Source organism: Pseudomonas sp. V98_8, assembly GCF_029967975.1.
Classification (GTDB): domain Bacteria; phylum Pseudomonadota; class Gammaproteobacteria; order Pseudomonadales; family Pseudomonadaceae; genus Aquipseudomonas; species Aquipseudomonas umsongensis.
Genome location: NZ_JASCAE010000032.1, coordinates 18,690 through 42,946, shown reverse-complemented (window position 1 = coordinate 42,946; position 24,257 = coordinate 18,690). Strand labels below are relative to the sequence as shown.

The following is a 24,257-nucleotide window of genomic DNA, read 5'->3' as shown; positions in this document are numbered from 1 at the left end:
GCGATCTTTTGATCTTGCTGTGTTTAACGCGGCAACTTCAGGTTGTTCCACACCGCCAGGCTCGCTTCAGCCTGGTTCAGTGTGTAGAAGTGCAGCCCTGGCGCGCCGCCCTGCAGCAGGCGTTCGCACATCTCGGTAATGACTTGCTCGCCGAAGCGTTGAATGCTTTGGGTATCGTCACCGTAGGCTTCCAGTTGCTTGCGGATCCAGCGCGGGATTTCCGCACCGCAGGCATCGGAGAAGCGTGCCAGCTTGCTGTAGTTGGTGATCGGCATGATCCCCGGCACGATCGGGATGTTCACACCCTTGGCCCGCACGCGCTCGACGAAGTAGAAGTAGCTGTCGGCGTTGAAGAAATACTGGGTGATCGCACTGTCGGCGCCAGCGTTGGCTTTGCGCACGAAGTTGTTGAGGTCGTCTTCGAAATTGCGTGCCTGTGGATGCATCTCCGGGTAGGCGGCAACTTCGATGTGGAAATGATCGCCGGTTTCTTCCCGGATGAATTCGACCAGGTCGTTGGCGTGGCGCATTTCACCGCTGGCCATGCCCATGCCCGAAGGCAGGTCACCGCGCAAAGCGACGATGCGCTGTATGCCGGCGGCCTTGTACTGGCTCAGCAGGCCGCGCAGGTCGGCCTTGCTGTCGCCGACGCACGACAGGTGCGGTGCGGCCGGGACTTTGACTTCGCTTTCGAGCTGCAACACGGTGTTGAGCGTGCGATCACGGGTCGACCCACCCGCACCGTAGGTGCAGGAGAAGAAATCGGGGTTGTACGTGGCCAGCTGACGGGCAGTGGCAAGCAGCTTTTCATGCCCAGCATCGGTCTTGGTAGGGAAGAACTCGAAGCTGTAGCGACGATCTTGGGACATGCTCATATCCTTTAAAACGCTTAAGCCTATGGGGCCGGTTTGCCCGCAATCGCCAGCAAGCCGGCTCCTACAGGGTTTGCGTCGTACACGTTACTTACGTACGACCGCTCCCCTGTAGGAGCCGGCTTGCTGGCGATGCAGGCAACGCGGTGTATCAGAACACCGCTATTGCCGGTCAAATCAGTAGCGGTAAGCGTGCGGCTTGAACGGGCCTTCGACCGTCACGCCGATGTAGTCGGCCTGGGTCTTGGTCAGTTTTGTCACGACACCGCCGAAACCGCGGACCATTTCCAGGGCCACTTCTTCGTCGAGTTTCTTCGGCAGTACTTCAACGGTCAGGCGCTCGGCTTTCTGGGCTGGCGACAGGTCGGCGTATTTCTGGCCGAACAGGAAGATCTGCGCCAGTACCTGGTTAGCGAACGAACCGTCCATGATGCGGCTCGGGTGGCCAGTGGCGTTGCCCAGGTTAACCAGGCGGCCTTCAGCCAGCAGGATCAGGTAGTCGTCGTTCTGCGGATCGAAGCTGCCAGCGCCGGTACGGTGGATCTTGTGAACCTGCGGCTTCACTTCTTCCCATGCCCAGTTCTTGCGCATGAAAGCGGTATCGATTTCGTTGTCGAAGTGGCCGATGTTGCAGACAACAGCGCGCTTCTTCAGGGCCTTGAGCATGTTCGCATCGCAAACATTGACGTTACCGGTGGTGGTCACGATCAGGTCGATCTTGCCCAGCAGCGCTTTGTCGATGCTTTCTTCGGTGCCGGTGTTGATACCGTCGATGAACGGCGAAACCAGTTCGAAACCGTCCATGCAGGCTTGCATGGCGCAGATCGGGTCGACTTCGGAAACCTTGACGATCATGCCTTCCTGACGCAGGGACTGGGCCGAGCCCTTGCCCACGTCACCGTAGCCGATGACCAGCGCTTGCTTGCCGGACAGCAGGTGGTCGGTACCGCGCTTGATCGCATCGTTCAGGCTGTGACGGCAGCCGTACTTGTTGTCGTTCTTGCTCTTGGTCACCGAGTCATTGACGTTGATGGCCGGGATTTTCAGCTCGCCCTTGGCCAGCATGTCCAGCAGGCGGTGCACGCCGGTGGTGGTCTCTTCGGTCACGCCGTGAACGCGGTCCAGCACCTGCGGGTACTTCTTGTGCAGCAGTTCGGTCAGGTCGCCGCCGTCGTCGAGGATCATGTTGGCGTCCCATGGCTGGCCATCCTTGAGGATGGTTTGCTCCAGGCACCACTCGTACTCTTGCTCGGTTTCACCTTTCCAGGCGAAAACCGGAATGCCGGCAGCGGCGATGGACGCAGCAGCCTGGTCTTGAGTCGAGAAAATGTTGCAGGACGACCAGCGTACTTCGGCACCCAGGGCAACCAGGGTTTCGATCAGCACGGCGGTCTGAATGGTCATGTGGATGCAGCCGAGGATCTTCGCGCCCTTGAGCGGTTGTTCTTCGGAGTACTTGCGGCGCAGGCCCATCAGGGCTGGCATTTCCGATTCGGCGATGATGGTTTCGCGACGACCCCAGGCAGCCAGGGACATGTCGGCGACTTTGTAATCGTTAAAATCTGCAGGCGTGATAACAGCGCTCATGAAGAGTCTCCATTCGTAATGTATGCGAATGGGCGCCGTTGTGCGTTTAGTGTCTGGCCGTTGATGGCCAAGCAACGCCCCATCCGAGCCTGACAGGTCTAGCCTGCTGCAGCGCCCCTCGGACAGGTGGCGGGAAAACGGTAGCAAATGAAGATTACCGTTTTGAAACGGGGGCGATTATAGCGGGCTATGCTGATCTTCCAAAGGGTTTCTGTCGGTCAATGTGCGAACGGTAATAGTGGCTATAGAAGATCCCGAATAGAGCTCTGGCCCGGGGTCTGCCAAGATACCGTCCATCATTCGGCAAGACGCTCAGGAGTGCATATGAATTTCCACACCCGCAAATGGGTCAAGCCCGAAGACCTCAACCCCAATGGGACGCTGTTCGGCGGCAGCCTGCTGCGTTGGCTCGACGAAGAAGCGGCGATCTATGCCATCGTCCAGCTGGGCAATCAACGCGTGGTCACCAAATACATTTCCGAGATCAACTTCGTCAGTGCCTCGCGCCAGGGCGACATCATCGAACTGGGTATCACCGCCACCGAATTTGGTCGCACCTCGATCACCCTCACGTGCGAAGTGCGTAACAAGATCACCCGCAAGAGCATCCTGACGGTGGAGAAGATTGTTTTCGTCAATTTGGGCGAAGACGGATTGCCTGCGCCACACGGGCGGACCGAGATCAAGTACGTCAAGGACCAGTTCAAGGATGAAGGCGCCGTCGAATAATTTGTGGATGACGAACGGAATCTGAACCGCGCGGGTCGTAACTAAATCGCACGCCAGCGGTTCAGGAGTTCCATGGACACTAAAAAAGACGGCAAGACCCCCGACCTTTCGGAAAAAGAGCAGCACGAAGTCGAAAAGAACCAACCGCCACGCGCGGCGGTGCTGCACGAAATTATCCGCACCCAGGGCGATCAGGAACTGGAGCGCAGCGTTGCCGCGCTGTGGTGGTCGGCGTTGGCCGCCGGCCTGACCATGGGGCTTTCGCTGATGGGCATGGGCTTGCTCAATTCCCGCCTGCCGGACGGCGAAGGTTTCAAGGTGATTACCAGTTTCGGTTACTGCGCCGGTTTCCTCGCGGTGATTCTTGCCCGCCAGCAACTCTTCACCGAAAACACCCTGACCGCCGTGCTGCCAATCATGAGCAAACCCACGCTCGGCAATTTCGGCCGATTGCTGCGACTGTGGGGGGTAGTGCTGGTGGGCAACCTCTGCGGCACCTTGCTGGTGGCTTACGTCATGCTGGAGCTGCCGATTTTCGACAGCAAGACCGACGAGGCCTTCCTCGACATCGGCCGCAAGGTCATGGAAAACGACGTCAGTCAGATGTTCGCCAAGGGCATCGTCTCGGGCTGGATGATCGCCACCATGGTCTGGATGATCCCGTCGATGGAGAGCGCCAAGATGTGGATCATCATCCTCATCACCTACCTCATGGCGCTGGGGGATTTCACGCACATCGTGGTGGGTTCGCTGGAGGTCGGTTATCTGGTGTTCGCTGGCGAGCTGCCGTGGAAAGATTTCTGGCTGGTGTTCGCAGGTCCCACGCTGGTGGGGAACATCGTGGGTGGCAGCTTTATCTTTGCATTGATCAGCCATGCGCAGATTCGCAGTGAGAGCGGGCCACCCAAAAGCGCGGCGGAGCAGGCTGAAAAACCTGATCCGCAAGCGCTCAAAAAGTAATCAACCCGGCGCATTTACCGCAACGGCACTGCGCCGTTGCAGGTAGATGAAATACAGCGCGGCCAACACCGTCAAGCCACTGACCAGTGCGCCGGTCCATGGCAGGTCCGCGAGATCTGCACCGCTGGCGACTACCAGCCCACCGATCCAGGCACCTGCTGCGTTACCGAGGTTGAATGCACTCTGGTTCAGCGTCGAGCCCAGGTTGGGCGCTTCATGGGCCTGATCGATAATCAGCAGTTGCAGGATCGGGCACAGGGCAAAGGCGAAGATGCCCCACAACACCAGGGTAATCGCCGCCGGTATTACCGAGTGGCTGGTCTGGCTGAACGCGGCCAGCACCACCACCACGGCCAACGCCATACCCACCAGTGAAGGCAGCAGGCGGCTGTCGGCCAATCGCCCGCCGAGCATGCTGCCCGCCGTCAAGCCTACGCCAAACAACAACAGCATGATGGTCACGCCATGGGGGCTGACACCGGTGATGTCCTGCAGGATAGGTGCGATGTAGGTGAATACGCTGAACAGGCTGGTCGAGGCCAATACGCTCATGCCCAATGCCAGCAGCACGTTGGGCTTGCCCAGTACTTTGAACTCACTTGCCAGGTTGGCTTTATCCATCACGATGTTCTTCGGCAGCCAGACCCATTGCGCAATGGCCGCGATCACGCCGATCGCCGACACCGCCCAGAACGTCGAGCGCCAGCCGGCGTACTGCCCCAGCGCGGTGCCCAGCGGCACTCCAAGCACGTTGGCCAGGGTCAGGCCGGTGAACATCATGGCAATCGCCTGGGCGCGTTTGTTCGGCGCCACCAGGCCGGCGGCAACCACCGAGCCTATGCCGAAGAACGCGCCGTGGCACAGCGCAGTCACTACGCGCGCGGCCATCAGCGTGGCGTAGTTCGGTGCCAGTGCGCAAAGCATGTTGCCCAGGATGAACATCAGCGTCATGCCCAGCAGTGTCGCTTTGCGCGGCATGTTGGCAGTGCCGACCGCGAGGATTGGCGCACCGAACACCACGCCCAGGGCGTAACCGGTGATCAGCAATCCGGCGTGGGGGATGCTGACCGCGAGGTCGCGGGCAACATCGGGCAGCAAGCCCATGATGACGAATTCAGTGGTGCCGATGCCGAACGCGGCAACAGCAAGGGCAAGCAAGGCGAGTGGCATGCGCAAGGTCTCTGTCGGTAGTCTTGACGCTGTGATCAGGCATACGCATGCCAAGACCGATCTCGATGAGAGCGGGTAAGGGCATTGTTATTGGAATTAGTCTGTGCGCAACTGAGTGCGGCGTGGTCGGTTGCAGTATAAACAGCTGCTGACATATGGCGAATCAATTCTCTCCCCAGCCCTTGTAGGCGCCGGCTTGCTGGCGATGGCGATCTCAGGAACGCTGTCGCCAGCACGCCGGCTCCTACAGGGGGGGCGGTCAACTAAAAAAGGAGTAGGCCGTGCTTGCGACGGCGTTAGTGTTGGTGGCGGCGCTGTTGCATGCGGCGTGGAATACCCTGATCAAGTTCAGCGCCGAGCGTTTGCTGGTAGTGGCCTGCATGGACAGCGTGGCAATGCTCTTCGTCGCGCTTATGTTGCCGTTCGTGGCGCTGCCGCCATTGGACATCTGGCCGTGGCTTCTCGCCTCGGCAGCGTTCGAGTTGCTCTACCGTTATTTGCTGATCCAGGCTTATCGGGTCGGCGACCTCGGGCTGGTCTACCCGCTGATGCGGGGGTTGTCGCCGCTGGTGGTGCTCGCGCTGACCCTGGTTTTTGCCGGGGAAGTGCTGACCCACCAGCAGATCTTCGGAATTCTGTTGATCCCGCTCGGCATGCTGTGCCTGCTCTGGCAGGGGGGCGGCGGCGCTCGCTTGCCGTGGTCGATGCTGCCTGTGGTCGCGTTGATCGGCTTGTGCATCGGTTGCTACACCTTCATCGATGGCCAGGCCTTGCGGCGCTGGTCGCATCCACTGGATTACCTGGTCTGGGTGACGTTGCTCAGTGCCTGGCCATTTCCATTGCTGGCCTGGGTGAGCAAACGGCCGGCGTTCAAGCTGTTCTGGCGTGAGCAATGGCGATTGGGGCTGGCGGTCGGATTCTGCGTGTTGTTCAGCTACGCTCTGGTGCTGTGGGCCATGCAGCTGGGCTCCATTGCCGAAGCGGCGGCTTTGCGCGAAATCAGCGTGATCCTGGTGGTGCTGTTCGGCATGCGTTACCTGAAAGAACCTTTCGGCGGGCCAAGGCTCTTAGCCTGTGGATTGGTTTTGATCGGCATGCTGGTAATGAAATTCTGACGGGTCTGTAACGTGAAGAAGGGACGGCTTTATGACGGTTGCTCTGTGGTGCATCTTGATCGCGATTTTCCTGCCTTATATCTGTACGGTCATCGCCAAGGCCAGTGGCGGGTTTCGTCTGAGTGACAACCACGATCCCCGTGACTTTCTAGAGTCGCTCAATGGTTTGGCCAGGCGCGCGCATGCGGCGCAATTGAACAGTTTTGAAGTCACCCCGGCGTTCGCGGCCGCCGTGATCGTGGCGCACCTGGTGGGCACTGCCGAACTGGTGACGATCAATGTGCTGTCGGTGTTGTTCATCACCAGTCGGCTGCTCTACATCATCTTCTATCTGACCGACTTGGCGATCTTGCGATCGCTGGCGTGGTTTGTGGGGATGGGGTTGATTGTCAGTTTCTTTGTCGTGTCGGTTTAAGGGCAAGATCAAAAGATCGCAGCCTCGTTTCACTCGACAGCTCCTACAGGCATTGAGAGCATCCGCGATAATGCGGCGGATGAGGTCAATGTAGGCGCTGTCGCAGGCTGCGATCTTTTGACTTTAAAGCTTGTCGGCGACTTGCGGCACTTGCGGCAGCGCCGCGCCTTTGGGCCACAGCATCCAGATCTGCCCCTGCTGCTTCATGTCGCCAGCCAGTTGCCCGGCCGCCTCGCCAGTACCGCAGAACAGATCCGCACGCACCTCGCCGGCAATTGCGCCGCCGGTGTCCTGGGCTGCCACCGGGCGTACCAGTGCCGTGCCATCCGGTTTGGTGGTGGATAACCACAATAGGCTACCCAGCGGAATCACTTTGCGATCCACCGCCGCGCTATAACCGGCCGTCAACGGCACGTTCAGCGAGCCGCGCGGGCCTTCGTTGCTGTCCGGGTTCTGGGTGAAAAACACGTAGCTTGGGTTGCTGCCGAGCAGCTCTGGAATGCGCGTTGGGTTGGCCTTGGCCCAGTTGCTGATCGCGCCCATGGTCACGTCTTCTTTCTTCAGCTCGCCTTGCTCCACCAACCAGCGTCCGATCGGTCGGTAAGGGTGGCCGTTCTGGTCGGCGTAAGCGATTCGCAGCTGACGACCGCTGTCGAGCTGGATACGACCCGATCCCTGGATTTGCAGGAACTGCAGGTTCATCGGATCGGTCAACCAGGCCACGACGGGAGCCTTGAGCCCCTTGCTGCCGATGGTCGCTGCATCGTCGTAGGGCTTGAGCACGCGGCCTTCAAGTCGGCCGCGCAGGCGTTTGCCCTTGAGTTCCGGGTAGATGCTGTCCAGCGAGACGATGATCATATCTTCAGGCACGCCATACACCGGGACGTTCGCCTTTGCGGTTTGGGTCAGGCTGCCGGGGTAGACCGGTTCGTAGTAGCCAGTGATCAAACCGTTGGGATTGTCGTTGGCGGCGCGCAGGCCGTAGACATCCAGGTTCTGCTTGAGAAATCCACGGATGTCGCTGGCACTCTGCGGCACGTTGGTCGCCGCTGCGCAGGTGGCGCCCCAGACCGGGTCAGCCTTGAGTCGGGTGCAGGCGCTGCGCCAGGAACCGAAACCGGCGACGAGGTCATTGTCGGAGACTGCCGGTAACGCTTCCCAGGTGGCGCTGGAGTAGGTGGCCAGGGCGTGGGTCTTCGGTTGTTTGTCTTCGCCACCGGTGCAGCCCGCGAGCACGGCCACAATAGGAAGCGTCCAGGCCAGGGGATGACGCCAGGCCTTGAAACGGCTGTTCATGGAGTATTTCCTTTGCCGGTTGCCTGAGCGTCGTGTGCACTCATGCAACCCGTATTGATAATAGGGGTATTGGTGTTTGCCGGTGACGCGAGGATACTGGCCCCCGTTTTCCGTGACCTGAAGCCACCATGACTCTTAAAAGACTTTCTGTTGTATTGCTGGCCTGCCTGACGCTTTGCGCTTGTGGCGGCGTCGATCCCAACTCGCCCCTCGGTCAGCGCAAGGCCATTTTCAAGCAGATGCTCAAGACCGGTGAAGACCTGGGTGGCATGTTGCGAGGCCGTATTGCGTTCGATGGCCCGAAGTTCGCTGACGGCGCCGTGAAACTCGATGCGCTGTCCCATGAGCCATGGAAACATTTCCCGCAGGTGCGTGAAGAAGACCACACCAGCGCCAAGAGTGACGTCTGGGAGAAGCAGGCACGCTTTGAGCAAATGGCTCGCAGTCTTGAAGCGGCCACCGGCGAGCTGGTGATCGCCAGTCAGGTTCAACCCTACAAGGCCAGTAACCTGGGGCCGGCGGTACAGAAGGTCGAAGATGCCTGCAGTGCGTGCCATAAAGAATTTCGGGATCATTGATCAACGATACCTGGTCTGATGTCTTCGCGAGCAGGGGCATGCGGTCAACTGTGGGAGCGAGCCTGCTCGCGAAGGCGGATTTTGCAACACCAGGGATTGCCGATCTTTACCTGTTCTTATTTATCCAGCTCGTCCACCGCTTCCTGCAATTCCTTGCGGGACTCGGCGAGTTTGTCCTTGCGCTTGTTGATCTTCTCGGGGTCGCCTTGTTTCATGGCTTTATCAAGGTCGGACTGACGCTTGCTGACTTCATGCTTGGCGTCGAGCACCTTGTTTTCCCGTTCTTTCTTCAGCGAGGCATCGGTGCAATTGGCGCTGACTTCGCTCAAGGCTTTCTCCAGGCCAGCCTGCTGCTCGGCATTGCCGTGGGATTTGGCCAGTTCGATCTGATTGATGATGCCTTGCTTCTTGGCGGCGCAGCCGGTCAGGCCTGGGGCGTCTTCGACGGCCATCAATGGAGTGGCCATAACGCTGCAAAGGGTCAACAGGACCAGCGGTGGAAGAAATTTCATAAAAGCTCCAGGTGAAAAGGCATTCGTGTCGATGCAGCGATGGCATGTTTGAGCCCATCGGGACTTCAGGGTTCCCGGGCGCATGGGCATCACCGGGGCTAAAACTAAAAACCGTCTATGGCAGCCCGGCGCAGTGTTTCACTCAGCGCCACGACCTGCGGATCGCGAAAAAATGCGCTTAATTGTGCGGCGCGTCCTGGTCCGATGTCGGGTTGGGCCTGCCATTGCTCGATGTCTCGTTGTGCCAGCTCCCGCCATGAATCGCCCGGGTGGGCCTGGCCGATCGGCGGCATACCCAGGGCTTTCAGCCAGCGGGCGAATGGGCGTTGCCGGGCATTGTCGAAGCTGCTGGCCAGCCGAGTAGCGCTGCGTTCGCCGAAACCGTCAATGTTAGCAAGCTCTTGGGCATCGAGGGTCAACCAATCCAACAGGCCGTTCAGGTGACCTGTTTCAAGAAGTTTTTCCCATGTGCCGGGGCCTACATGGGGCAGGTCCAATCCGTGTTTGCCGCTGAGCCATGTCAGGCGTGCGAGAAACTGGCTTTGGCATCCCGGCGTCGGCTGCCAGCAGCTCAATGGGTGAAAGTTGGCAGCCAGTGGAACGTCCATCTCAGGGCGCTCGGTATTGCGCAGCACAACGCCATCGAGCCTGGGAATGGTCAGGCCGGCCAGGCTGATGGCGACCTGGTCGCCCGCTCGGATATCCAGCGTTTGCCAGCGTTGCAAGGAGCTCACACTGACGCGCTTGATCTGCTGGTCATCGAGCGTCACCGGGATCAACTCCAGCACGGGGGTGATCCGTCCCGTGCGACCAATCTTGAAATGAACTTTTCGCACCTCGGCCAGTGCCTGGGCAAAGGGATACTTCCAGGCAACGATCCAGTATGGCGCTTTTGCCTGCCAGCGCTCGGCGGGCGGGCGCTGCTCTTGACGCAGGACAATCCCGTCGCTGGCAAACGGCAGGGGCGAGCGATACCAGTGATCACGCCAGCGCTCGACTTCGGCTATTGAACTGATGACCTGGGTGTACTGCGCGGAACTGGAAAAACCGAGTTTTTCCAGTTCCGCGATACGGGCCGGCAAGCTCGTCGGACCGTGGGGCCATTCCCAGGCAAACAGGCCGATCCCCTCAGCCTGCTCGACGCTCAATGTCTTGCGGGCCATCAAGCCGGCTACCGTGCCGCGGGCGTTCAGGCTGCCGGCGATGGCTTGCACATGGTCAGCCAGGCGCCAGTAGAGCTCGCCCTGTACCACCAGGTCCCGTGGCTCGGACAGGCGTTGAGGAATGGCGCCGACCTGGCGGGCCGAGGCGGTCCAGTCCTGACCATGCACACCATCGCCGCGACTGATCGCCTGGACCAGCAGGCCGTTGCGGTAGACCAGGGTCACCGCCACGCCGTCGACCTTGGGCTGGGCCCAGACCTGAGTTCGACCCCGCAGCCAATGCTCGACGGCGTCCGCGTCTGGCAGTTTTTCCAGGCCGGTATGCGGCACTGGATGGGCCAGTGGACCGCTTGCGGTGCGCAATGGATCGGTGGCCGGACCGGTGCTGAAGCATTGGCGCCATCGCGTCAGGCGCGCGAAGGACTGATCGTACAGTTCGTCGGCGATCAGCGAACGACCTTCGCGGTGATAGCTGTCATCCCAGAGGTCGATTTGTTTTTGCAGGGCGGCGAGTTCTTGCGCGGCACGAGCCGGCGGCCAGGCCGGGCATTCGCCAGCAACAGATCCCAGGCACAGGCAGGTCAGGAGTAAGCCGGTCAGCAGGCGGGGCAGCATAGTGAGCTTCCTTGCTCGATAGAGGTGCCTGAAGGTTAGTCAGCGGCAGGCTGATGGGTGTGCAGCTGTTTTTCGGATTGTTTCTACCTACTCAGTTTCAACCCATAAAAAAACCCCGCACGGCGGACCGTGCGGGGCTTCAGGTACCAACGGAAAGTCTTACAGGCCGGCAGCCGTGCGCAGGTGGTCGGCGCGGTCGGTTTTTTCCCAGGTGAAGGTGGTGAAGGTGTCATCACCAACCGTCTTGGTTGCCGGGGTACGACCGAAGTGGCCGTACGCAGCGGTTTCCTGGTACATCGGGTGCAGCAGGTCAAGCATGGTGGTAATTGCGTAAGGACGCAGGTCGAACACTTCGCGGACCAGTTTGACGATCTTGTCGTCGCTGATCTTGCCGGTGCCGAAGGTGTTCAGCGAGATCGAAGTCGGCTGGGCAACGCCGATGGCGTAGGACACCTGAATCTCGCAGCGCTCGGCCAGGCCGGCGGCAACGATGTTCTTGGCCACGTAACGACCGGCATAGGCAGCCGAGCGGTCAACCTTGGATGGATCTTTGCCGGAGAACGCACCACCACCGTGGCGGGCCATGCCACCGTAGCTGTCGACAATGATCTTGCGGCCGGTCAGGCCACAATCGCCCACCGGGCCACCGATGATGAACTGGCCGGTCGGGTTGATGTGGAACTGAGTGTCCTTGGACAGCAGTTCGGCAGGCAGCACGTGCTTGACGATCAGCTCCATCACGCCTTCGCGCAGGTCTGCGTACGACACTTCCGGGTTGTGCTGGGTCGACAGGACAACCGCGTCGATGCCGACAACCTTGCCGTTTTCGTAGCGGCAGGTCACTTGCGACTTGGCGTCCGGACGCAGCCAAGGCAGCAGGCCGGATTTACGGGCTTCCGCCTGGCGTTGCACCAGCTGGTGCGAGAACGTGATCGGTGCAGGCATCAGCACGTCGGTTTCGTTGCTGGCGTAGCCGAACATCAGGCCCTGGTCGCCGGCGCCCTGATCTTCAGGCTTGGCACGGTCGACACCCTGGTTGATGTCAGGGGACTGCTTGCCGATGATGTTCATCACGCCGCAGGTCGCACCGTCGAAGCCGACGTTGGAACTGGTGTAGCCGATGTTGGTGATGACGTCACGAACGATCTGCTCCAGGTCAACCCAAGCCGAGGTGGTGACTTCGCCAGCGATGATCGCCACGCCGGTTTTCACCAGGGTCTCGCACGCCACGCGCGCGAACTTGTCTTCAGCGATGATGGCGTCCAGCACCGCATCAGAAATCTGGTCGGCGATTTTGTCCGGATGCCCTTCAGACACGGACTCGGAGGTGAAAAGGGAGTATTCGCTCATCTCGATGTTTTCCTGAAATTACCGATGGTGAGTGTCGCCAGCCGACCGCTGAAAATGGCGGACCTGAATCTGGAAACCATTACGTAAGCCTACATAGAGGCTTTCTCCGGGGACGAGCCCCGCAGCGGTGGCCCAACGGGCCAGATCGTCCTGTTCAAACCCCAGCCAGAGATCACCGCAGGCCTCCTTGGCCCAACTCTGGTTGTGGCTACATAATTCTGTCACCAGCAGGCTGCCGCCTGGTTGCAGCAAATTGGCCATGTGCTTGAGCGCATCGGCCGGCGCGGCAAAGTGATGCAATACCATGTTCAGTACAACGCAATCGGCCTTGAGACTGACGCCGTTCAGGGCATCGGCCAGTTGCAGGTTAACGTTAGTCAGCGAATCGCGTTCGCACACCTGGCGTGCCAGCTCGAGCATGGCCTGGCTATTGTCCAGCGCCGTGACCTGAGTGAAGCGGCGCGACAGTTCCGGCAGGAATGCACCATCGCCGGGGCCGACTTCGATCGCGGTGGCAGCGCTGCCGAAGCTCAGTTTGTCGAGCAGGGCCACCACGCTCTCGCGGTACTGTGGCAGGCCGGCGATCAAGTCTTGCTGGGCGCGAAATTTCTCGGCGACCCGTGAGAAAAAGTCCTGGCTGGCCGCCTCGCGTTGCTTGTGAACCTGGGTGATGCGCATTTGCACGTCGACAGGCAAACGCAGGTTATCCACTTCCTCGAGCAACGCCGCGTGCAGTTTGCCCCCCGGCAACACGGTGTGTGGCAGGGCACGACGGTAGAAAATCGCATTGCCTTCACGGCGGGTCGCTACCAGATCGGCCTGGGCCAGCACCTTGAGGTGATGGCTCATGCCCGATTGGCCGATGCCGAAGATCTGCGCCAGTTCCAGTACGCCGAACGAATCGTTGGTCAAAGCGCGCAAGACATTCAGGCGCAAGGGATCGCCGCCGGCCTTGCACAAGGCCGCCAGCTCATCACAATCGTCCTGGCGAATGGAGGGCGCGCGTAAATTCATAGGCCGGCAGTCTAGTCACGCACCGGAAGCACCGCAAGATCAATATCAAAAAGTTTTGATATTGATCGATAGATGGCACTTCTTACGAACTGGTTAACTCTACAAACCGATAGCGGAAAGGTTTCACCCGCCTAATCTGTCGTCAAGCGTTGGAAAAACGCCTTCAGATGACTTTCTGTCATTGCCCCGAGGCGTCCGGGTGAGGGAAAATGCTCGCCTTTTTTCCGTTTCATTTTTATCACTCTCGATTCAGAACCCGCAGGAGAACAGCGATGCCTAGCCGTCGTGAGCGTGCCAACGCCATTCGTGCCCTCAGCATGGATGCCGTGCAAAAAGCCAACAGCGGCCATCCCGGTGCCCCCATGGGTATGGCGGATATCGCCGAGGTGCTTTGGCGCGACTACCTCAAGCACAACCCGAGCAATCCATCGTTCGCCGATCGTGACCGCTTCGTGCTGTCCAATGGCCACGGTTCGATGTTGATCTACTCGCTGCTGCACCTCACCGGCTACGATCTGTCGATCGAAGACCTCAAGCAGTTCCGCCAACTGCACAGTCGTACCCCGGGTCACCCGGAATTCGGCTACACGCCGGGCGTCGAGACCACCACCGGCCCGCTGGGCCAGGGCCTGGCCAATGCCGTGGGCTTTGCCTTGGCTGAAAAAGTCATGGCGGCGCAGTTCAACCGTCCTGGCCACAACATCGTCGACCACCATACCTACGTGTTCCTGGGTGATGGCTGCATGATGGAAGGCATCTCCCACGAAGTCAGCTCCCTTGCCGGGACCCTGGGCCTGGGCAAGCTGATCGCGTTCTACGATGACAACGGTATCTCCATCGACGGCGAAGTCGAAGGCTGGTTCACCGATGACACGCCAAAGCGGTTTGAATCGTACAACTGGCAAGTGATCCGCAATGTCGACGGTCATGATCCGGAAGAGATCAAGATCGCGATCGAGACGGCGCGCAAAAGCCCGCAGCCGACGCTCATCTGCTGCAAGACCACCATCGGCTTCGGTTCGCCGAACAAGCAAGGCAAGGAAGACTGCCACGGCGCCCCGCTGGGTGACGCGGAAATCGCCCTGACCCGTGCGGCGCTGAAGTGGAACCACGGCCCGTTCGAAATCCCGGCCGACATTTATGCCGAGTGGGATGCCAAGGAAGCCGGCCGCGCGGTCGAAGCCGAGTGGGATCAGCGTTTCGCTGCCTACTCCGCGGCTTTCCCGACCGAAGCCAATGAACTGATCCGTCGTCTGAGCGGTGAACTGCCGGCCGACTTCAGCGAAAAGGCCGACGCCTACATCGCCGAAGTGGCCGCCAAGGGCGAAACCATCGCCAGCCGTAAAGCCAGCCAGAACGCCCTGAACGCGTTCGGCCCGCTGCTGCCTGAGTTCCTCGGCGGTTCGGCTGACCTGGCCGGTTCCAACCTGACCCTGTGGAAAGGTTGCAAAGGCGTCACCGCCGAAGACGCCAGTGGCAACTACATGTACTACGGCGTGCGCGAGTTCGGCATGACCGCGATCATGAACGGTGTTGCCCTGCACGGCGGCCTGGTGCCTTACGGCGCGACCTTCCTGATGTTCATGGAATACGCGCGCAACGCGGTACGCATGTCGGCCCTGATGAAGCAGCGCGTGATCCACGTCTACACCCACGACTCCATCGGTCTGGGCGAAGACGGCCCGACTCACCAGCCAATCGAGCAACTGGCCAGCCTGCGCTGCACGCCAAACCTCGACACCTGGCGTCCGGCTGATGCCGTTGAGTCGGCGGTGTGCTGGAAGTATGCGCTGGAGCGTAAAGATGGTCCTTCGGCCCTGATCTTCTCGCGTCAGAACCTGCAGCACCAGGCCCGCAATGCCCTGCAGGTCGCCGACATCAGCCGCGGTGGCTACGTGTTGAAGGACTGCGCAGGCGAGCCTGAGCTGATCCTGATCGCTACCGGTTCGGAAGTCGGCCTGGCCGTTCAGGCCTACGACAAGCTGACCGAGCAGGGCCGCAAGGTGCGCGTGGTTTCCATGCCTTGCACCAGCGTGTTCGACGCTCAGGACGCTGGCTACAAGCAATCGGTCCTGCCGCTGCAGGTCAGCGCCCGTATCGCCATCGAAGCTTCCATCGCCGACTACTGGTACAAGTATGTCGGCCTGGAAGGTCGCGTGATCGGCATGACCACCTACGGCGAGTCGGCGCCTGCGCCTGCCTTGTTCGAAGAGTTCGGCTTCACCCTGGAAAACATCCTGGGTCAGGCTGAAGAGCTGCTGGAAGACTAAGCACTACCGCCGCGAACCCTGTAGGAGCGAGCATGCTCGCGATGGTCGTCAACGATAACGCTGGGTGTCTCAATGCCCGCGTTGTCTGGGCCACCATCGCGAGCATGCTCGCTCCTACAGTGGGTGGTGTAGTTAAAGAGAAATTCGTCTGACTGCGTCTATCGAGAACCCCCATGCCTCAACCGCGTCCCTACAAAGTTGCACTCAACGGCTACGGCCGGATTGGTCGTTGCGTATTGCGTGCGTTGTTTGAACGAGGCGATAAGGCCGGGTTCGAGATTGTCGCGATCAACGATCTGGCCGACATGGCCAGCATCGAATACCTGACACGCTTCGACTCCACCCACGGGCGCTTTCCCGGTGAGGTCAGGGTCGATGGCGATTGTCTGCATATTAATGGCGACTGCGTGAAGGTCCTGCGCAGTGCTACTCCCGAAGGCATCGATTGGGCGTCGCTGGGCGTCGATCTGGTGCTGGAATGCTCCGGCGCTTACCACACCCGCGAAGACGGCCAGCGGTTCCTCGACGCTGGCGCTCCGCGCGTATTGTTTTCCCAGCCGATGGCCAGCGAGGCGGATGTCGACGCCACTATCGTCTACGGCGTGAACCAGGATTGCCTGACGGGCGATGAGTTGCTGGTGTCCAACGCCTCTTGCACAACCAACTGCGGCGTGCCGTTGTTGCGACTGCTGGATCAGGCCATCGGGCTCGAGTACGTGTCGATCACCACCATCCATTCGGCCATGAACGACCAGCCAGTGATCGACGCCTATCATCACGAAGACCTGCGCCGCACCCGTTCGGCGTTTCAGTCGGTGATTCCGGTGTCCACTGGTCTGGCGCGCGGCATTGAACGCTTGCTGCCGGAACTTGCCGGCCGAATTCAGGCCAAAGCCGTACGCGTGCCGACGGTTAACGTGTCCTGCCTCGACATCACGATGCAGACCGTGAGCGACACCGACGCCACCGAGGTCAACCGGATCCTGCGCGAGGCTGCCACCCGCGGCCCGCTCAAAGGCCTTCTGGCCTACACCGAGTTGCCCCATGCAAGTTGTGATTTCAACCACGACCCACATTCGGCGATCGTCGATGCCAGTCAGACTCGAGTTTCCGGCCCAAGGCTGGTGAACATCCTGGCCTGGTTCGACAACGAATGGGGTTTTGCCAACCGAATGCTGGATGTTGCGGAACACTATCTGCACACAGCCTCAAAAAAACCTGCTCTCTAAGAACAGCTACTCAGGAAATGCGACCCATGACCGTGTTGAAGATGTCCGACCTCGATCTGCAAGGTAAGCGCGTACTGATTCGCGAAGACCTCAACGTCCCAGTCAAGGACGGTGTAGTCACCAGCGATGCGCGAATCCTGGCTTCGCTGCCGACCATCAAGCTGGCCCTGGAAAAAGGCGCGGCCGTGATGGTCTGCTCGCACCTTGGCCGTCCGACCGAAGGCGAATTCTCGGCCGAGAACAGCCTCAAGCCAGTGGCAGACTACCTGAGCAAGGCTCTGGGCCGCGAAGTGCCGCTGGTGGCTGATTACCTCGACGGCGTCGACGTGAAAGCCGGCGACATCGTGCTGTTTGAAAACGTGCGCTTCAACAAGGGCGAAAAGAAAAACGCGGACGAGCTGGCCAAGCAGTACGCGGCTCTGTGCGATGTGTTCGTCATGGACGCCTTCGGCACCGCGCACCGTGCCGAGGGTTCGACCCACGGCGTGGCCAAGTTCGCCAAGGTTGCCGCCGCGGGCCCACTGCTCGCCGCCGAACTGGACGCACTGGGCAAGGCCCTGGGCGCACCGGCCCAGCCGATGGCCGCGATCGTCGCCGGTTCCAAGGTATCGACCAAGCTTGACGTTCTTAACAGCCTGAGCCAGATCTGCGACCAGCTGATTGTCGGCGGCGGTATTGCTAACACTTTCCTGGCGGCGGCTGGTCACCCGGTCGGCAAATCGCTGTACGAGCCGGACCTGCTGGACACTGCTCGCGCGATCGCCGCCAAGGTCAGCGTGCCGCTGCCAGTGGACGTGGTGGTTGCCAAGGAATTCGCTGAAAGCGCGACGGCTACTGTCAAGTTGATCGCCGATGTTGCCGATGACGACATGATTCTCGATATTGGCCCGCAGACCGCGGCGAACTTCGCCGAACTGCTGAAGTCATCCAAGACTATCCTGTGGAACGGTCCGGTGGGCGTGTTTGAATTCGACCAGTTCGGTAACGGCACCAAAGTACTGGCCCAGGCCATCGCTGACAGCGCCGCATTCTCCATTGCTGGCGGCGGCGACACCCTGGCAGCCATCGATAAATATGGCGTTGCCGAGCAAATCTCCTACATTTCTACCGGTGGCGGCGCGTTCCTGGAGTTCGTCGAAGGCAAGGTGTTGCCAGCCGTTGAAGTCCTGGAAAGCCGGGCCAAGGCCTGAGGGTCGCCCGTTTGACCAGGCAAGGGAGTGTTGACATGGTCAAGACCTTAGCGCTGTTGATCGTAGCGGGATTGCTGGCGGCTTGCGGGAGTAATTCCAAGGCTACGTTGGAACCCGCGCCGTCGGCGCCCCAGAACGGTTGCTATCAAGCCGACTGGCAGGCAGAAACCAATCCTGTGCTCAACAAGCGTTCCGGGCCTGATGGCCTGGACAAATACGAGACACAGACTCCCGCCAAGGAACATGGTTGTCCTTGACGGGTCTGACTCTTTACTCAGCGCTGGCGGTGTCTGCCGTCAGTCGAGGGACACGGATGAAAGGCTTTATCGCCATTACGGCGTTGGTATTGCTGGGCGGGTGCGCGAACTGGAACCCGTTCCAGTCGTCCACCCCTGCGGATGACTGGACTACCTGGACCTGCGACAGCCAGGCCAAGGTGGTTTGGCGCTACACCGACGACAGCCGCCAGGAAGTCGACGTGCGCCTGGGCGGAGCCGATCAGGTCCATCGCCTCAAGCAGGAGCCGGGCGCGTCGGGTTCGCTGTACAGCGACAACATGCTGGCGTTTCACATGAAAGGTGAGGAAGGCCTGGTTTACTGGGTCGCCACCAATGATTTGATTGGCCGCGGTTGTAAAGCCGAATAACAACGGCTCACGCAGACCCTGTAGGAGCTGGCTTGCCAGCGATGAGGCCCTTGAGGCGTATGGTGTTTGTGACGACGCCATCGCCAGCAAGCCGGCTCCTACGGGGAATGTGTTGATAAGTAATGCATTGACCGAATTCGCAGCCCGGGATCAACCCCCGATCTGCAATAACTTGAATAGCCGCCGCCGCTACGGCAGGCTGGCACGATTAACGACCCAAACCGGGAGAGACACACACAATGGCACTTATCAGCATGCGCCAGATGCTGGACCACGCAGCCGAGTTCGGCTACGGCGTTCCAGCCTTCAACGTCAACAACCTTGAGCAGATGCGCGCCATCATGGAAGCCGCTGACAAGACTGACTCCCCGGTGATCGTCCAGGCTTCGGCCGGTGCTCGCAAATACGCCGGCGCACCGTTCCTGCGTCACCTGATCCTGGCGGCCATCGAAGAATTCCCGCACATCCCGGTGTGCATGCACCAGGACCATGGCACCAGCCCTGACGTCTGCCAGCGTTCCATCCAACTGGGCTTCAGCTCGGTGATGATGGATGGCTCCCTTGGCGAAGACGGCAAGACCCCGACCGATTACGACTACAACGTACGCGTTACCCAGCAAACCGTGGCCATGGCTCACGCCTGCGGCGTATCGGTAGAAGGTGAGCTGGGCTGCCTGGGTTCGCTGGAAACCGGCATGGCCGGTGAAGAAGACGGGATCGGCGCCGAAGGCGTTCTGGACCACAGCCAGATGCTGACCGACCCGGAAGAAGCCGCCGACTTCGTCAAGCGCACCCAGGTCGATGCCCTGGCCATCGCCATCGGCACCAGCCACGGCGCCTACAAGTTCACCAAACCGCCGACCGGCGACGTGTTGGCGATCGACCGCATCAAAGAGATCCACAAGCGCATTCCGAACACTCACCTGGTGATGCACGGCTCGTCTTCGGTTCCGCAAGAGTGGCTGGCGATCATCAACCAGTACGGCGGCGACATCAAGGAAACCTACGGCGTACCGGTTGAAGAGATCGTCGAAGGCATCAAGCACGGCGTGCGCAAGGTCAACATCGACACCGACCTGCGCCTGGCGTCCACCGGTGCGATGCGTCGCCTGATGGCCACCAACCCGAGCGAATTTGACCCCCGTAAATTCTTCGGCGCCACTGTGACTGCCATGCGCGATGTGTGCATCGCCCGTTACGAAGCCTTCGGTACCGCAGGCAATGCTTCGAAGATCAAGCCGATCTCCCTGGAAGGGATGTATCAGCGTTATCTGAAAGGCGAGTTGAACGCCAAGGTGAACTAAGTCTTCAGTTTGGGAGCGCCTCGCGAGCTTCCGTGAATGACTGACGGTTGACAAAAAATGCCCTTGTCGCAAAGACAAGGGCATTTTTTTATGCTCGTTGAAAATTGTTTGCAATTTTATGTTTCGTAGTTTGTTGGCTGTATATTTAAGTAAATATTAATGTTGTTGAGGTTTGAAATAAGCTGTCAAACTGAGGGTGGACAAGTTTTTTCGTTGGTGTTTAGGAACTGGGTTCAATTCAATGCGTGGAGTAGTTGGCGGCGCGCGTGGTCGATAATTCAGAATGCTAAACGTTCTTCTTTGTCAGAGAGCGGGATTTCTGACAAATTCTATGTCAAGTATGTAGAGCGACTGGGTATGAGGGTCGCTATATATGCGTTTTCCCTTGAGGGATTCATAACGCCGATCGATGGCTTCGAGGATGAAGTATCCAGAACGCGCGTTGTGGTCACGGGTGTTTGAGCCGGCAAAGTAAATGTCGGTTTGAATGCCGTTCGCGTTTCTGAAGCGATAGTCCCCGACCAGACCGTATTCGATCACACCAATACGTAGAGTACCTGTCATGGCGCCGCTTCTGTCCGTGCTGGACGTGATGTTCAGTTCGTAGGTTGTTCCCGCTTTATCCGTAGCGTTATAAACGGCAGTGATGCGGCCCAGCATGCTGATGTCTTCCCTGGCACTCATGGAGTCTGTTCCCGGTAATCTGCAGAAGGAAAACGGTAATGGGGTGTCAGCCAAGAATAATTTCCGGATGGTGAATTTTCACCTGTCATAAATGACAGGTGTTTATTCGATTTTATTATGTTTATGCAGGCTTTTAGAAATAAGAACTACCGCGCATGAATAAAATGCGCCGATTCGGCTAGATAAACCCTTGCCTGTTAATTTTGACAGTAGACATACGCTTGGCGACGGTATTTCATGTTTTTGCGGTGCTGTATATCCTGAAATGAAATAGCATGATTTTTTTAGTAAGGCACGATTATGAATGCCGGAGTCATTAAAGAGGCTTAAGCATCAGCTATTTAAGAGCGTATTCAATCCCGAGGTTCATTCCCGCGTGAGCGGAAATGAAACAATGGGAAGTGCTTTTTACTTATCGTGATCGATATCGAGTTTGCTGAATGTCACCTTGCCGCCCTCCGTGGTGTATCCCGTGTTGTCCTGCACATACACCCCGGCCTTGAAGTACAGCGGTTTGACGCGCCAGGTCTGGCTGATGTTGGTGTCCCATTGGTAACCCGCGGCGCTGACCCCCAGCGCGCCGCCAGGACTGAGGTGAATGAGGTAGGAAAACTCCTGGTCCAGTTTCACGCCGGAGGCGACAGTGATTACCCGACCTTCGTCGTCATCGGGGTGCATGCGTACTTTGGCGACGATGTTGCCGCTCTTGGTGCTGGTCGTATATTGATACTCGACCTTGACCAGAGGTTTCTGGCTTTGGTAGGCATGGATCTGACCTATGACGATCTTTCCAGAGCTAGGCACCTGGTTCACCGCCAGGGTGGCACGCAGGAAGTTGTCGGCGTCAGGGTAGTACCAGTTTTTCAGGGTGCCGTTGCTGTAGGTTTCCCGCAGTTCGGTACGTGGATATTTAGCATTTTCAGTGCGCGTGCCGGTCACCGGTGACCAGAAAAACAATGTGCCCGTGTCGGAATGGAAATATTGATCCTTGAAGCCGTCAACCAGTTTGGATGTTTCAACGGTATAAGGCGGGCTGCCGACGGGAACGCTGAGGTTCCAGGTTGCGAGATCGATCATATGCAAAAGCTTCCACGAATTCATACTGCACGGGCGTGCCAAACGCTCTGGCACGCACTTTTTGGGCGGCCTTTATAAGCGCAGTGAACTATTTTGTTAACGCCCGTCGGGCAGGTTTCTGGCGTCAACAACCTGTCGAAATGCCATCCCTCCCGGTTTTAGCGGGCTGTAGCGCCGACCGTTAGTCGGCTAAATCTGCTTCGGTCGAATGATGGCGCACTGACACCTACTGCTTTCACTGATCCCGGTCTAGAGTGAAGGCACAGAATCTGTCCGGTTTTCACCCCAAAGCCGGCCTGACATACAGACCTAGAGAAGCAGCATGGAATGCGCGCACCCAATGCCAGCTGAAGGCCATTCAACCCTGTTGATCGTCGATGACTACCCTGAAAACCTGGTCAGCATGCGGGCATTGCTGCAGCGCCAGGATTGGCAGGTCATCACCGCTGCCTCCGGTTTCGAGGCGCTCGGGCTGTTGCTTGAGCACGATATCGACCTGGTGTTGCTGGACGTGCAGATGCCGGGCATGGACGGTTTCGAAGTGGCGCGCCTGATGCGCGGCAGCCAACGGACGCGCCTGACGCCGATCATTTTCCTGACCGCCAATGAACAGTCCCAGGACGCCGTGATCAAGGGTTACGCCAGTGGCGCCGTGGATTACCTGTTCAAACCCTTCGACCCGCAGATTCTCAAACCCAAGGTCCAGGCGCTGCTCGAACATCAGCGTAATCGCCGGGCCTTGCAGCGACTGAGTCATGACCTGGAGGTCGCTCGCGCGTTTAACGCTTCTGTGCTGGACAATGCCGCCGAAGGCATCCTGGTCCTTGGCGAGGATGGCCTGATTCGTTTTGCCAACCCGGCGATGTCGCGTTTGCTCAGTGCTACGGTGCAGGAGCTGGAGGGCAAGGAGTTCCTGGATTTCCTGCAAAAACCACACATACCGGTGTGGGCCGATTCTGACCTGTTGAGTGGCTACAAGCGCGGCGAAACCTTGCGCCTGCACGACGCTTTGCTGCGTACCGCGCCCGGGCAACAGGTGCCGGTGGCACTGTCTTGCGCGCCACTGCCCTCGGACCAGCACGCGATGGTCGTGACAGTGCTGGACATGTCGGTGGTACGTCACCTGCATCAGCAACTTGAATTCCAGGCGGTCACCGATCCGCTGACCGGGCTGCTCAACCGTCGTGGCTTTTACCAGACCGTGGAAAACCTGCTGTTGCGCGGCGAACGCTCGGACAGCGCATGGGTCCTGCTGTACCTGGACCTCGATGGCTTCAAGCGGGTTAACGATTCCCTCGGCCACGATGCTGGCGATCGGGTATTGCGGTGGGTGTCAGAACAGTTGAAGGCCTGTCTGCGCCCGTTCGATATCCTGGCACGCATGGGGGGCGATGAGTTCACCGCGCTGCTGGACCTGGAATTTCCTGAGCAGGCGGCAAAAATTGCGGAAAAACTCATCGAGCGGGTATCGATCTGCCAGCAAATCGACGGTCTGGATATCGTCCTTGGTGCCAGTATTGGTATTGCCACCTTTCCCGACTGTGGTGCCAATCTCGATGGTTTGATGCGTGCGTCCGATATTGCCATGTACGAGGCCAAGCGCGCCGGTCGTCAACAGTATCGGTTTTACGATCACGAAATGAACGGTCGGGCACGCTCGCGCCTGATGCTCGAAGAAAGCGTGCGCACGGCCATCGAAAACCGTGATTTCAATCTCGTGTATCAACCGCAGGTGGCTGTTGCCGATGGGCGAACTCGCGGGTTCGAAGCGTTGCTGCGTTGGCAGCACCCGAGCGTCGGCGACGTTCCACCAGGATTGTTTTTGCCGCTGCTGGAAGAAGCGCGATTGATCAGTCGCCTGGGCAGCTGGATTTACCAGAACAGTGCCGGGCAGCGCAAAGCCTGGGAGACCCTGTTTGGCGAGGATCTGGTGCTGAGCGTCAGTTTGAGCAGCACTCAGTTTGCCATGCCCAATCTGGTCACCGAATTGCGCCAGGTCGTGGAGCGCCATGGCTTGAAGCCGCGTCATCTGGAAGTCGAAGTGACGGAAGCGGCCTTGATGCACAACCCTGATGAAACCCGCAAACAGCTGCGGTTGCTGCGCAATCTGGGGGTGCGGGTGGCGCTGGATGATTTCGGTTCCGGCCCGTGTTCCTTGTCCCACTTGCGCGATCTGGAAATGGATACGCTGAAGCTTGACCGCCATCTGATCAGCCGTATTCCTGAGTCTTCAAGGGATGCGGCCCTGGTGCGTAATGTGATCGACCTGTGCAAAGAGTACGGGATGCTGGTGATTGCCGAAGGGGTCGAAACCATGGCGCAATACCAGTGGCTGCACGCCAATGGTTGTGAATATGTGCAAGGTTTCCTGGTCGCCCGGCCGATGATGGCCGAAGACACCGAAAGCTTTGTGCAGCCCTTCGACTGGGGCGCGCTGACCCGCTGAATTCGCTACACTGGCTACCTTTTGCTGATTTGCGT

At 59.2% G+C, this 24,257-nt stretch carries 22 protein-coding genes and 1 riboswitch; of the genes, 12 read left to right on the top strand and 10 right to left on the bottom strand.

The window, feature by feature from the left end; all coding sequences use genetic code 11:
* Positions 1-23: 23 nt before the first annotated feature.
* Positions 24-869 carry a methylenetetrahydrofolate reductase [NAD(P)H] gene (gene metF, locus QLG10_RS09145; RefSeq protein WP_020797416.1) on the bottom strand — a complete coding sequence of 282 codons (846 nt, stop codon included), beginning with the start codon at positions 867-869 and terminating at the stop codon, positions 24-26.
* Between the two features lie 180 nt (positions 870-1,049).
* Entirely contained in the window at positions 1,050-2,459 is a 1,410-nt protein-coding gene (gene ahcY / locus QLG10_RS09140) for an adenosylhomocysteinase (protein WP_188263461.1), read from the bottom strand.
* 23 nt (positions 2,460-2,482) lie between these two features.
* A riboswitch (S-adenosyl-L-homocysteine riboswitch) is annotated at positions 2,483-2,585 on the bottom strand.
* 198 nt (positions 2,586-2,783) lie between these two features.
* Between ahcY and QLG10_RS09135 the strand changes: the two genes are divergently transcribed.
* Positions 2,784-3,188 (top strand): hotdog domain-containing protein, encoded by a 405-nt coding sequence (locus QLG10_RS09135; RefSeq protein WP_020797418.1) that lies wholly within the window; start codon positions 2,784-2,786, stop codon positions 3,186-3,188.
* Positions 3,189-3,260: 72 nt separating this feature from the next.
* Positions 3,261-4,148 carry a formate/nitrite transporter family protein gene (locus QLG10_RS09130; RefSeq protein ID WP_188263463.1) on the top strand — a complete coding sequence of 296 codons (888 nt, stop codon included), beginning with the start codon at positions 3,261-3,263 and terminating at the stop codon, positions 4,146-4,148.
* Here the strand turns inward: QLG10_RS09130 and QLG10_RS09125 are convergent, their stop codons facing one another.
* A complete protein-coding gene (locus QLG10_RS09125) occupies positions 4,149-5,318 on the bottom strand; it encodes an MFS transporter (RefSeq protein ID WP_282486997.1) in 1,170 nt (389 codons plus the stop codon).
* 281 nt (positions 5,319-5,599) lie between these two features.
* On the opposite strand from QLG10_RS09125, the gene QLG10_RS09120 reads away from it, so the two are divergent.
* On the top strand, positions 5,600-6,433 hold the full coding sequence (locus tag QLG10_RS09120) for an EamA family transporter (protein WP_282486996.1): 834 nt from the start codon (positions 5,600-5,602) through the stop codon (positions 6,431-6,433).
* A gap of 31 nt (positions 6,434-6,464) precedes the next feature.
* Positions 6,465-6,848: an MAPEG family protein gene (locus QLG10_RS09115; protein WP_110750350.1), complete on the top strand. Its 384-nt coding sequence runs from the start codon at positions 6,465-6,467 to the stop codon at positions 6,846-6,848.
* Positions 6,849-6,971: 123 nt separating this feature from the next.
* On the opposite strand, the gene QLG10_RS09110 is transcribed toward QLG10_RS09115, so the two are convergent.
* Positions 6,972-8,144, bottom strand: coding sequence for an MltA domain-containing protein (locus QLG10_RS09110; protein ID WP_282486994.1), 1,173 nt, complete (start codon positions 8,142-8,144; stop codon positions 6,972-6,974).
* A gap of 128 nt (positions 8,145-8,272) precedes the next feature.
* On the opposite strand from QLG10_RS09110, the gene QLG10_RS09105 reads away from it, so the two are divergent.
* Positions 8,273-8,722, top strand: coding sequence for a cytochrome c (locus QLG10_RS09105; protein WP_110750354.1), 450 nt, complete (start codon positions 8,273-8,275; stop codon positions 8,720-8,722).
* A 116-nt stretch (positions 8,723-8,838) separates the two neighbouring features.
* On the opposite strand, the gene QLG10_RS09100 is transcribed toward QLG10_RS09105, so the two are convergent.
* The 4 genes from QLG10_RS09100 to QLG10_RS09085 all read right to left on the bottom strand — a co-directional run bounded on the left by QLG10_RS09100 (position 8,839) and on the right by QLG10_RS09085 (position 13,376).
* On the bottom strand, positions 8,839-9,234 hold the full coding sequence (locus QLG10_RS09100) for a DUF1090 domain-containing protein (RefSeq protein ID WP_110750355.1): 396 nt from the start codon (positions 9,232-9,234) through the stop codon (positions 8,839-8,841).
* 104 nt (positions 9,235-9,338) lie between these two features.
* Positions 9,339-11,012, bottom strand: coding sequence for an NAD-dependent DNA ligase LigB (ligB, locus tag QLG10_RS09095; protein ID WP_282486991.1), 1,674 nt, complete (start codon positions 11,010-11,012; stop codon positions 9,339-9,341).
* A gap of 159 nt (positions 11,013-11,171) precedes the next feature.
* Positions 11,172-12,362 carry a methionine adenosyltransferase gene (gene metK / locus QLG10_RS09090; RefSeq protein WP_110750359.1) on the bottom strand — a complete coding sequence of 397 codons (1,191 nt, stop codon included), beginning with the start codon at positions 12,360-12,362 and terminating at the stop codon, positions 11,172-11,174.
* An 18-nt stretch (positions 12,363-12,380) separates the two neighbouring features.
* Positions 12,381-13,376, bottom strand: a complete 996-nt coding sequence (locus tag QLG10_RS09085) for a metalloregulator ArsR/SmtB family transcription factor (protein WP_110750361.1) — start codon at positions 13,374-13,376, stop codon at positions 12,381-12,383.
* A gap of 272 nt (positions 13,377-13,648) precedes the next feature.
* On the opposite strand from QLG10_RS09085, the gene tkt reads away from it, so the two are divergent.
* From tkt to fba, 6 genes are all read left to right on the top strand, one after another.
* The gene (tkt, locus tag QLG10_RS09080) at positions 13,649-15,646 is read left to right on the top strand and encodes a transketolase (protein ID WP_110750363.1); all 1,998 of its coding nucleotides are present in this window, start codon (positions 13,649-13,651) and stop codon (positions 15,644-15,646) included.
* A gap of 173 nt (positions 15,647-15,819) precedes the next feature.
* The gene (gene epd / locus QLG10_RS09075; protein WP_033044723.1) at positions 15,820-16,875 is read left to right on the top strand and encodes an erythrose-4-phosphate dehydrogenase; all 1,056 of its coding nucleotides are present in this window, start codon (positions 15,820-15,822) and stop codon (positions 16,873-16,875) included.
* Positions 16,876-16,901: 26 nt separating this feature from the next.
* Entirely contained in the window at positions 16,902-18,065 is a 1,164-nt protein-coding gene (locus tag QLG10_RS09070; protein ID WP_020800881.1) for a phosphoglycerate kinase, read from the top strand.
* Between the two features lie 35 nt (positions 18,066-18,100).
* Positions 18,101-18,322 (top strand): hypothetical protein, encoded by a 222-nt coding sequence (locus QLG10_RS09065; protein WP_282486987.1) that lies wholly within the window; start codon positions 18,101-18,103, stop codon positions 18,320-18,322.
* Between the two features lie 56 nt (positions 18,323-18,378).
* Positions 18,379-18,711 (top strand): MliC family protein, encoded by a 333-nt coding sequence (locus tag QLG10_RS09060; RefSeq protein WP_110750367.1) that lies wholly within the window; start codon positions 18,379-18,381, stop codon positions 18,709-18,711.
* Positions 18,712-18,950: 239 nt separating this feature from the next.
* Complete coding sequence (gene fba / locus QLG10_RS09055; protein WP_007975467.1) at positions 18,951-20,015, top strand: class II fructose-bisphosphate aldolase; 1,065 nt, start codon at positions 18,951-18,953, stop codon at positions 20,013-20,015.
* 303 nt (positions 20,016-20,318) lie between these two features.
* Here fba and QLG10_RS09050 read toward each other — a convergent pair whose 3' ends face one another.
* Positions 20,319-20,699, bottom strand: a complete 381-nt coding sequence (locus tag QLG10_RS09050; RefSeq protein ID WP_282486983.1) for a hypothetical protein — start codon at positions 20,697-20,699, stop codon at positions 20,319-20,321.
* 408 nt (positions 20,700-21,107) lie between these two features.
* Positions 21,108-21,776 carry a polysaccharide lyase family 7 protein gene (locus tag QLG10_RS09045; protein ID WP_110750373.1) on the bottom strand — a complete coding sequence of 223 codons (669 nt, stop codon included), beginning with the start codon at positions 21,774-21,776 and terminating at the stop codon, positions 21,108-21,110.
* 322 nt (positions 21,777-22,098) lie between these two features.
* On the opposite strand from QLG10_RS09045, the gene QLG10_RS09040 reads away from it, so the two are divergent.
* Positions 22,099-24,222 carry an EAL domain-containing protein gene (locus QLG10_RS09040; RefSeq protein ID WP_188263467.1) on the top strand — a complete coding sequence of 708 codons (2,124 nt, stop codon included), beginning with the start codon at positions 22,099-22,101 and terminating at the stop codon, positions 24,220-24,222.
* Positions 24,223-24,257: the final 35 nt, after the last annotated feature.

Coding starts and splice junctions, on each gene's coding strand:
- QLG10_RS09070 (WP_020800881.1), top strand. CDS start 16,902: ATGACCGTGTTGAAGATGTCCGACCTCGATCTGCAAGGTAAGCGCGTA.
- QLG10_RS09085 (WP_110750361.1), bottom strand. CDS start 13,376: ATGAATTTACGCGCGCCCTCCATTCGCCAGGACGATTGTGATGAGCTG.
- QLG10_RS09105 (WP_110750354.1), top strand. CDS start 8,273: ATGACTCTTAAAAGACTTTCTGTTGTATTGCTGGCCTGCCTGACGCTT.
- QLG10_RS09125 (WP_282486997.1), bottom strand. CDS start 5,318: ATGCCACTCGCCTTGCTTGCCCTTGCTGTTGCCGCGTTCGGCATCGGC.
- tkt (WP_110750363.1), top strand. CDS start 13,649: ATGCCTAGCCGTCGTGAGCGTGCCAACGCCATTCGTGCCCTCAGCATG.
- QLG10_RS09060 (WP_110750367.1), top strand. CDS start 18,379: ATGAAAGGCTTTATCGCCATTACGGCGTTGGTATTGCTGGGCGGGTGC.
- QLG10_RS09045 (WP_110750373.1), bottom strand. CDS start 21,776: ATGATCGATCTCGCAACCTGGAACCTCAGCGTTCCCGTCGGCAGCCCG.
- fba (WP_007975467.1), top strand. CDS start 18,951: ATGGCACTTATCAGCATGCGCCAGATGCTGGACCACGCAGCCGAGTTC.
- ligB (WP_282486991.1), bottom strand. CDS start 11,012: ATGCTGCCCCGCCTGCTGACCGGCTTACTCCTGACCTGCCTGTGCCTG.
- QLG10_RS09135 (WP_020797418.1), top strand. CDS start 2,784: ATGAATTTCCACACCCGCAAATGGGTCAAGCCCGAAGACCTCAACCCC.
- QLG10_RS09040 (WP_188263467.1), top strand. CDS start 22,099: ATGGAATGCGCGCACCCAATGCCAGCTGAAGGCCATTCAACCCTGTTG.
- metF (WP_020797416.1), bottom strand. CDS start 869: ATGTCCCAAGATCGTCGCTACAGCTTCGAGTTCTTCCCTACCAAGACC.
- QLG10_RS09130 (WP_188263463.1), top strand. CDS start 3,261: ATGGACACTAAAAAAGACGGCAAGACCCCCGACCTTTCGGAAAAAGAG.
- metK (WP_110750359.1), bottom strand. CDS start 12,362: ATGAGCGAATACTCCCTTTTCACCTCCGAGTCCGTGTCTGAAGGGCAT.
- ahcY (WP_188263461.1), bottom strand. CDS start 2,459: ATGAGCGCTGTTATCACGCCTGCAGATTTTAACGATTACAAAGTCGCC.
- QLG10_RS09115 (WP_110750350.1), top strand. CDS start 6,465: ATGACGGTTGCTCTGTGGTGCATCTTGATCGCGATTTTCCTGCCTTAT.
- QLG10_RS09065 (WP_282486987.1), top strand. CDS start 18,101: ATGGTCAAGACCTTAGCGCTGTTGATCGTAGCGGGATTGCTGGCGGCT.
- QLG10_RS09050 (WP_282486983.1), bottom strand. CDS start 20,699: ATGAGTGCCAGGGAAGACATCAGCATGCTGGGCCGCATCACTGCCGTT.
- QLG10_RS09110 (WP_282486994.1), bottom strand. CDS start 8,144: ATGAACAGCCGTTTCAAGGCCTGGCGTCATCCCCTGGCCTGGACGCTT.
- QLG10_RS09100 (WP_110750355.1), bottom strand. CDS start 9,234: ATGAAATTTCTTCCACCGCTGGTCCTGTTGACCCTTTGCAGCGTTATG.
- epd (WP_033044723.1), top strand. CDS start 15,820: ATGCCTCAACCGCGTCCCTACAAAGTTGCACTCAACGGCTACGGCCGG.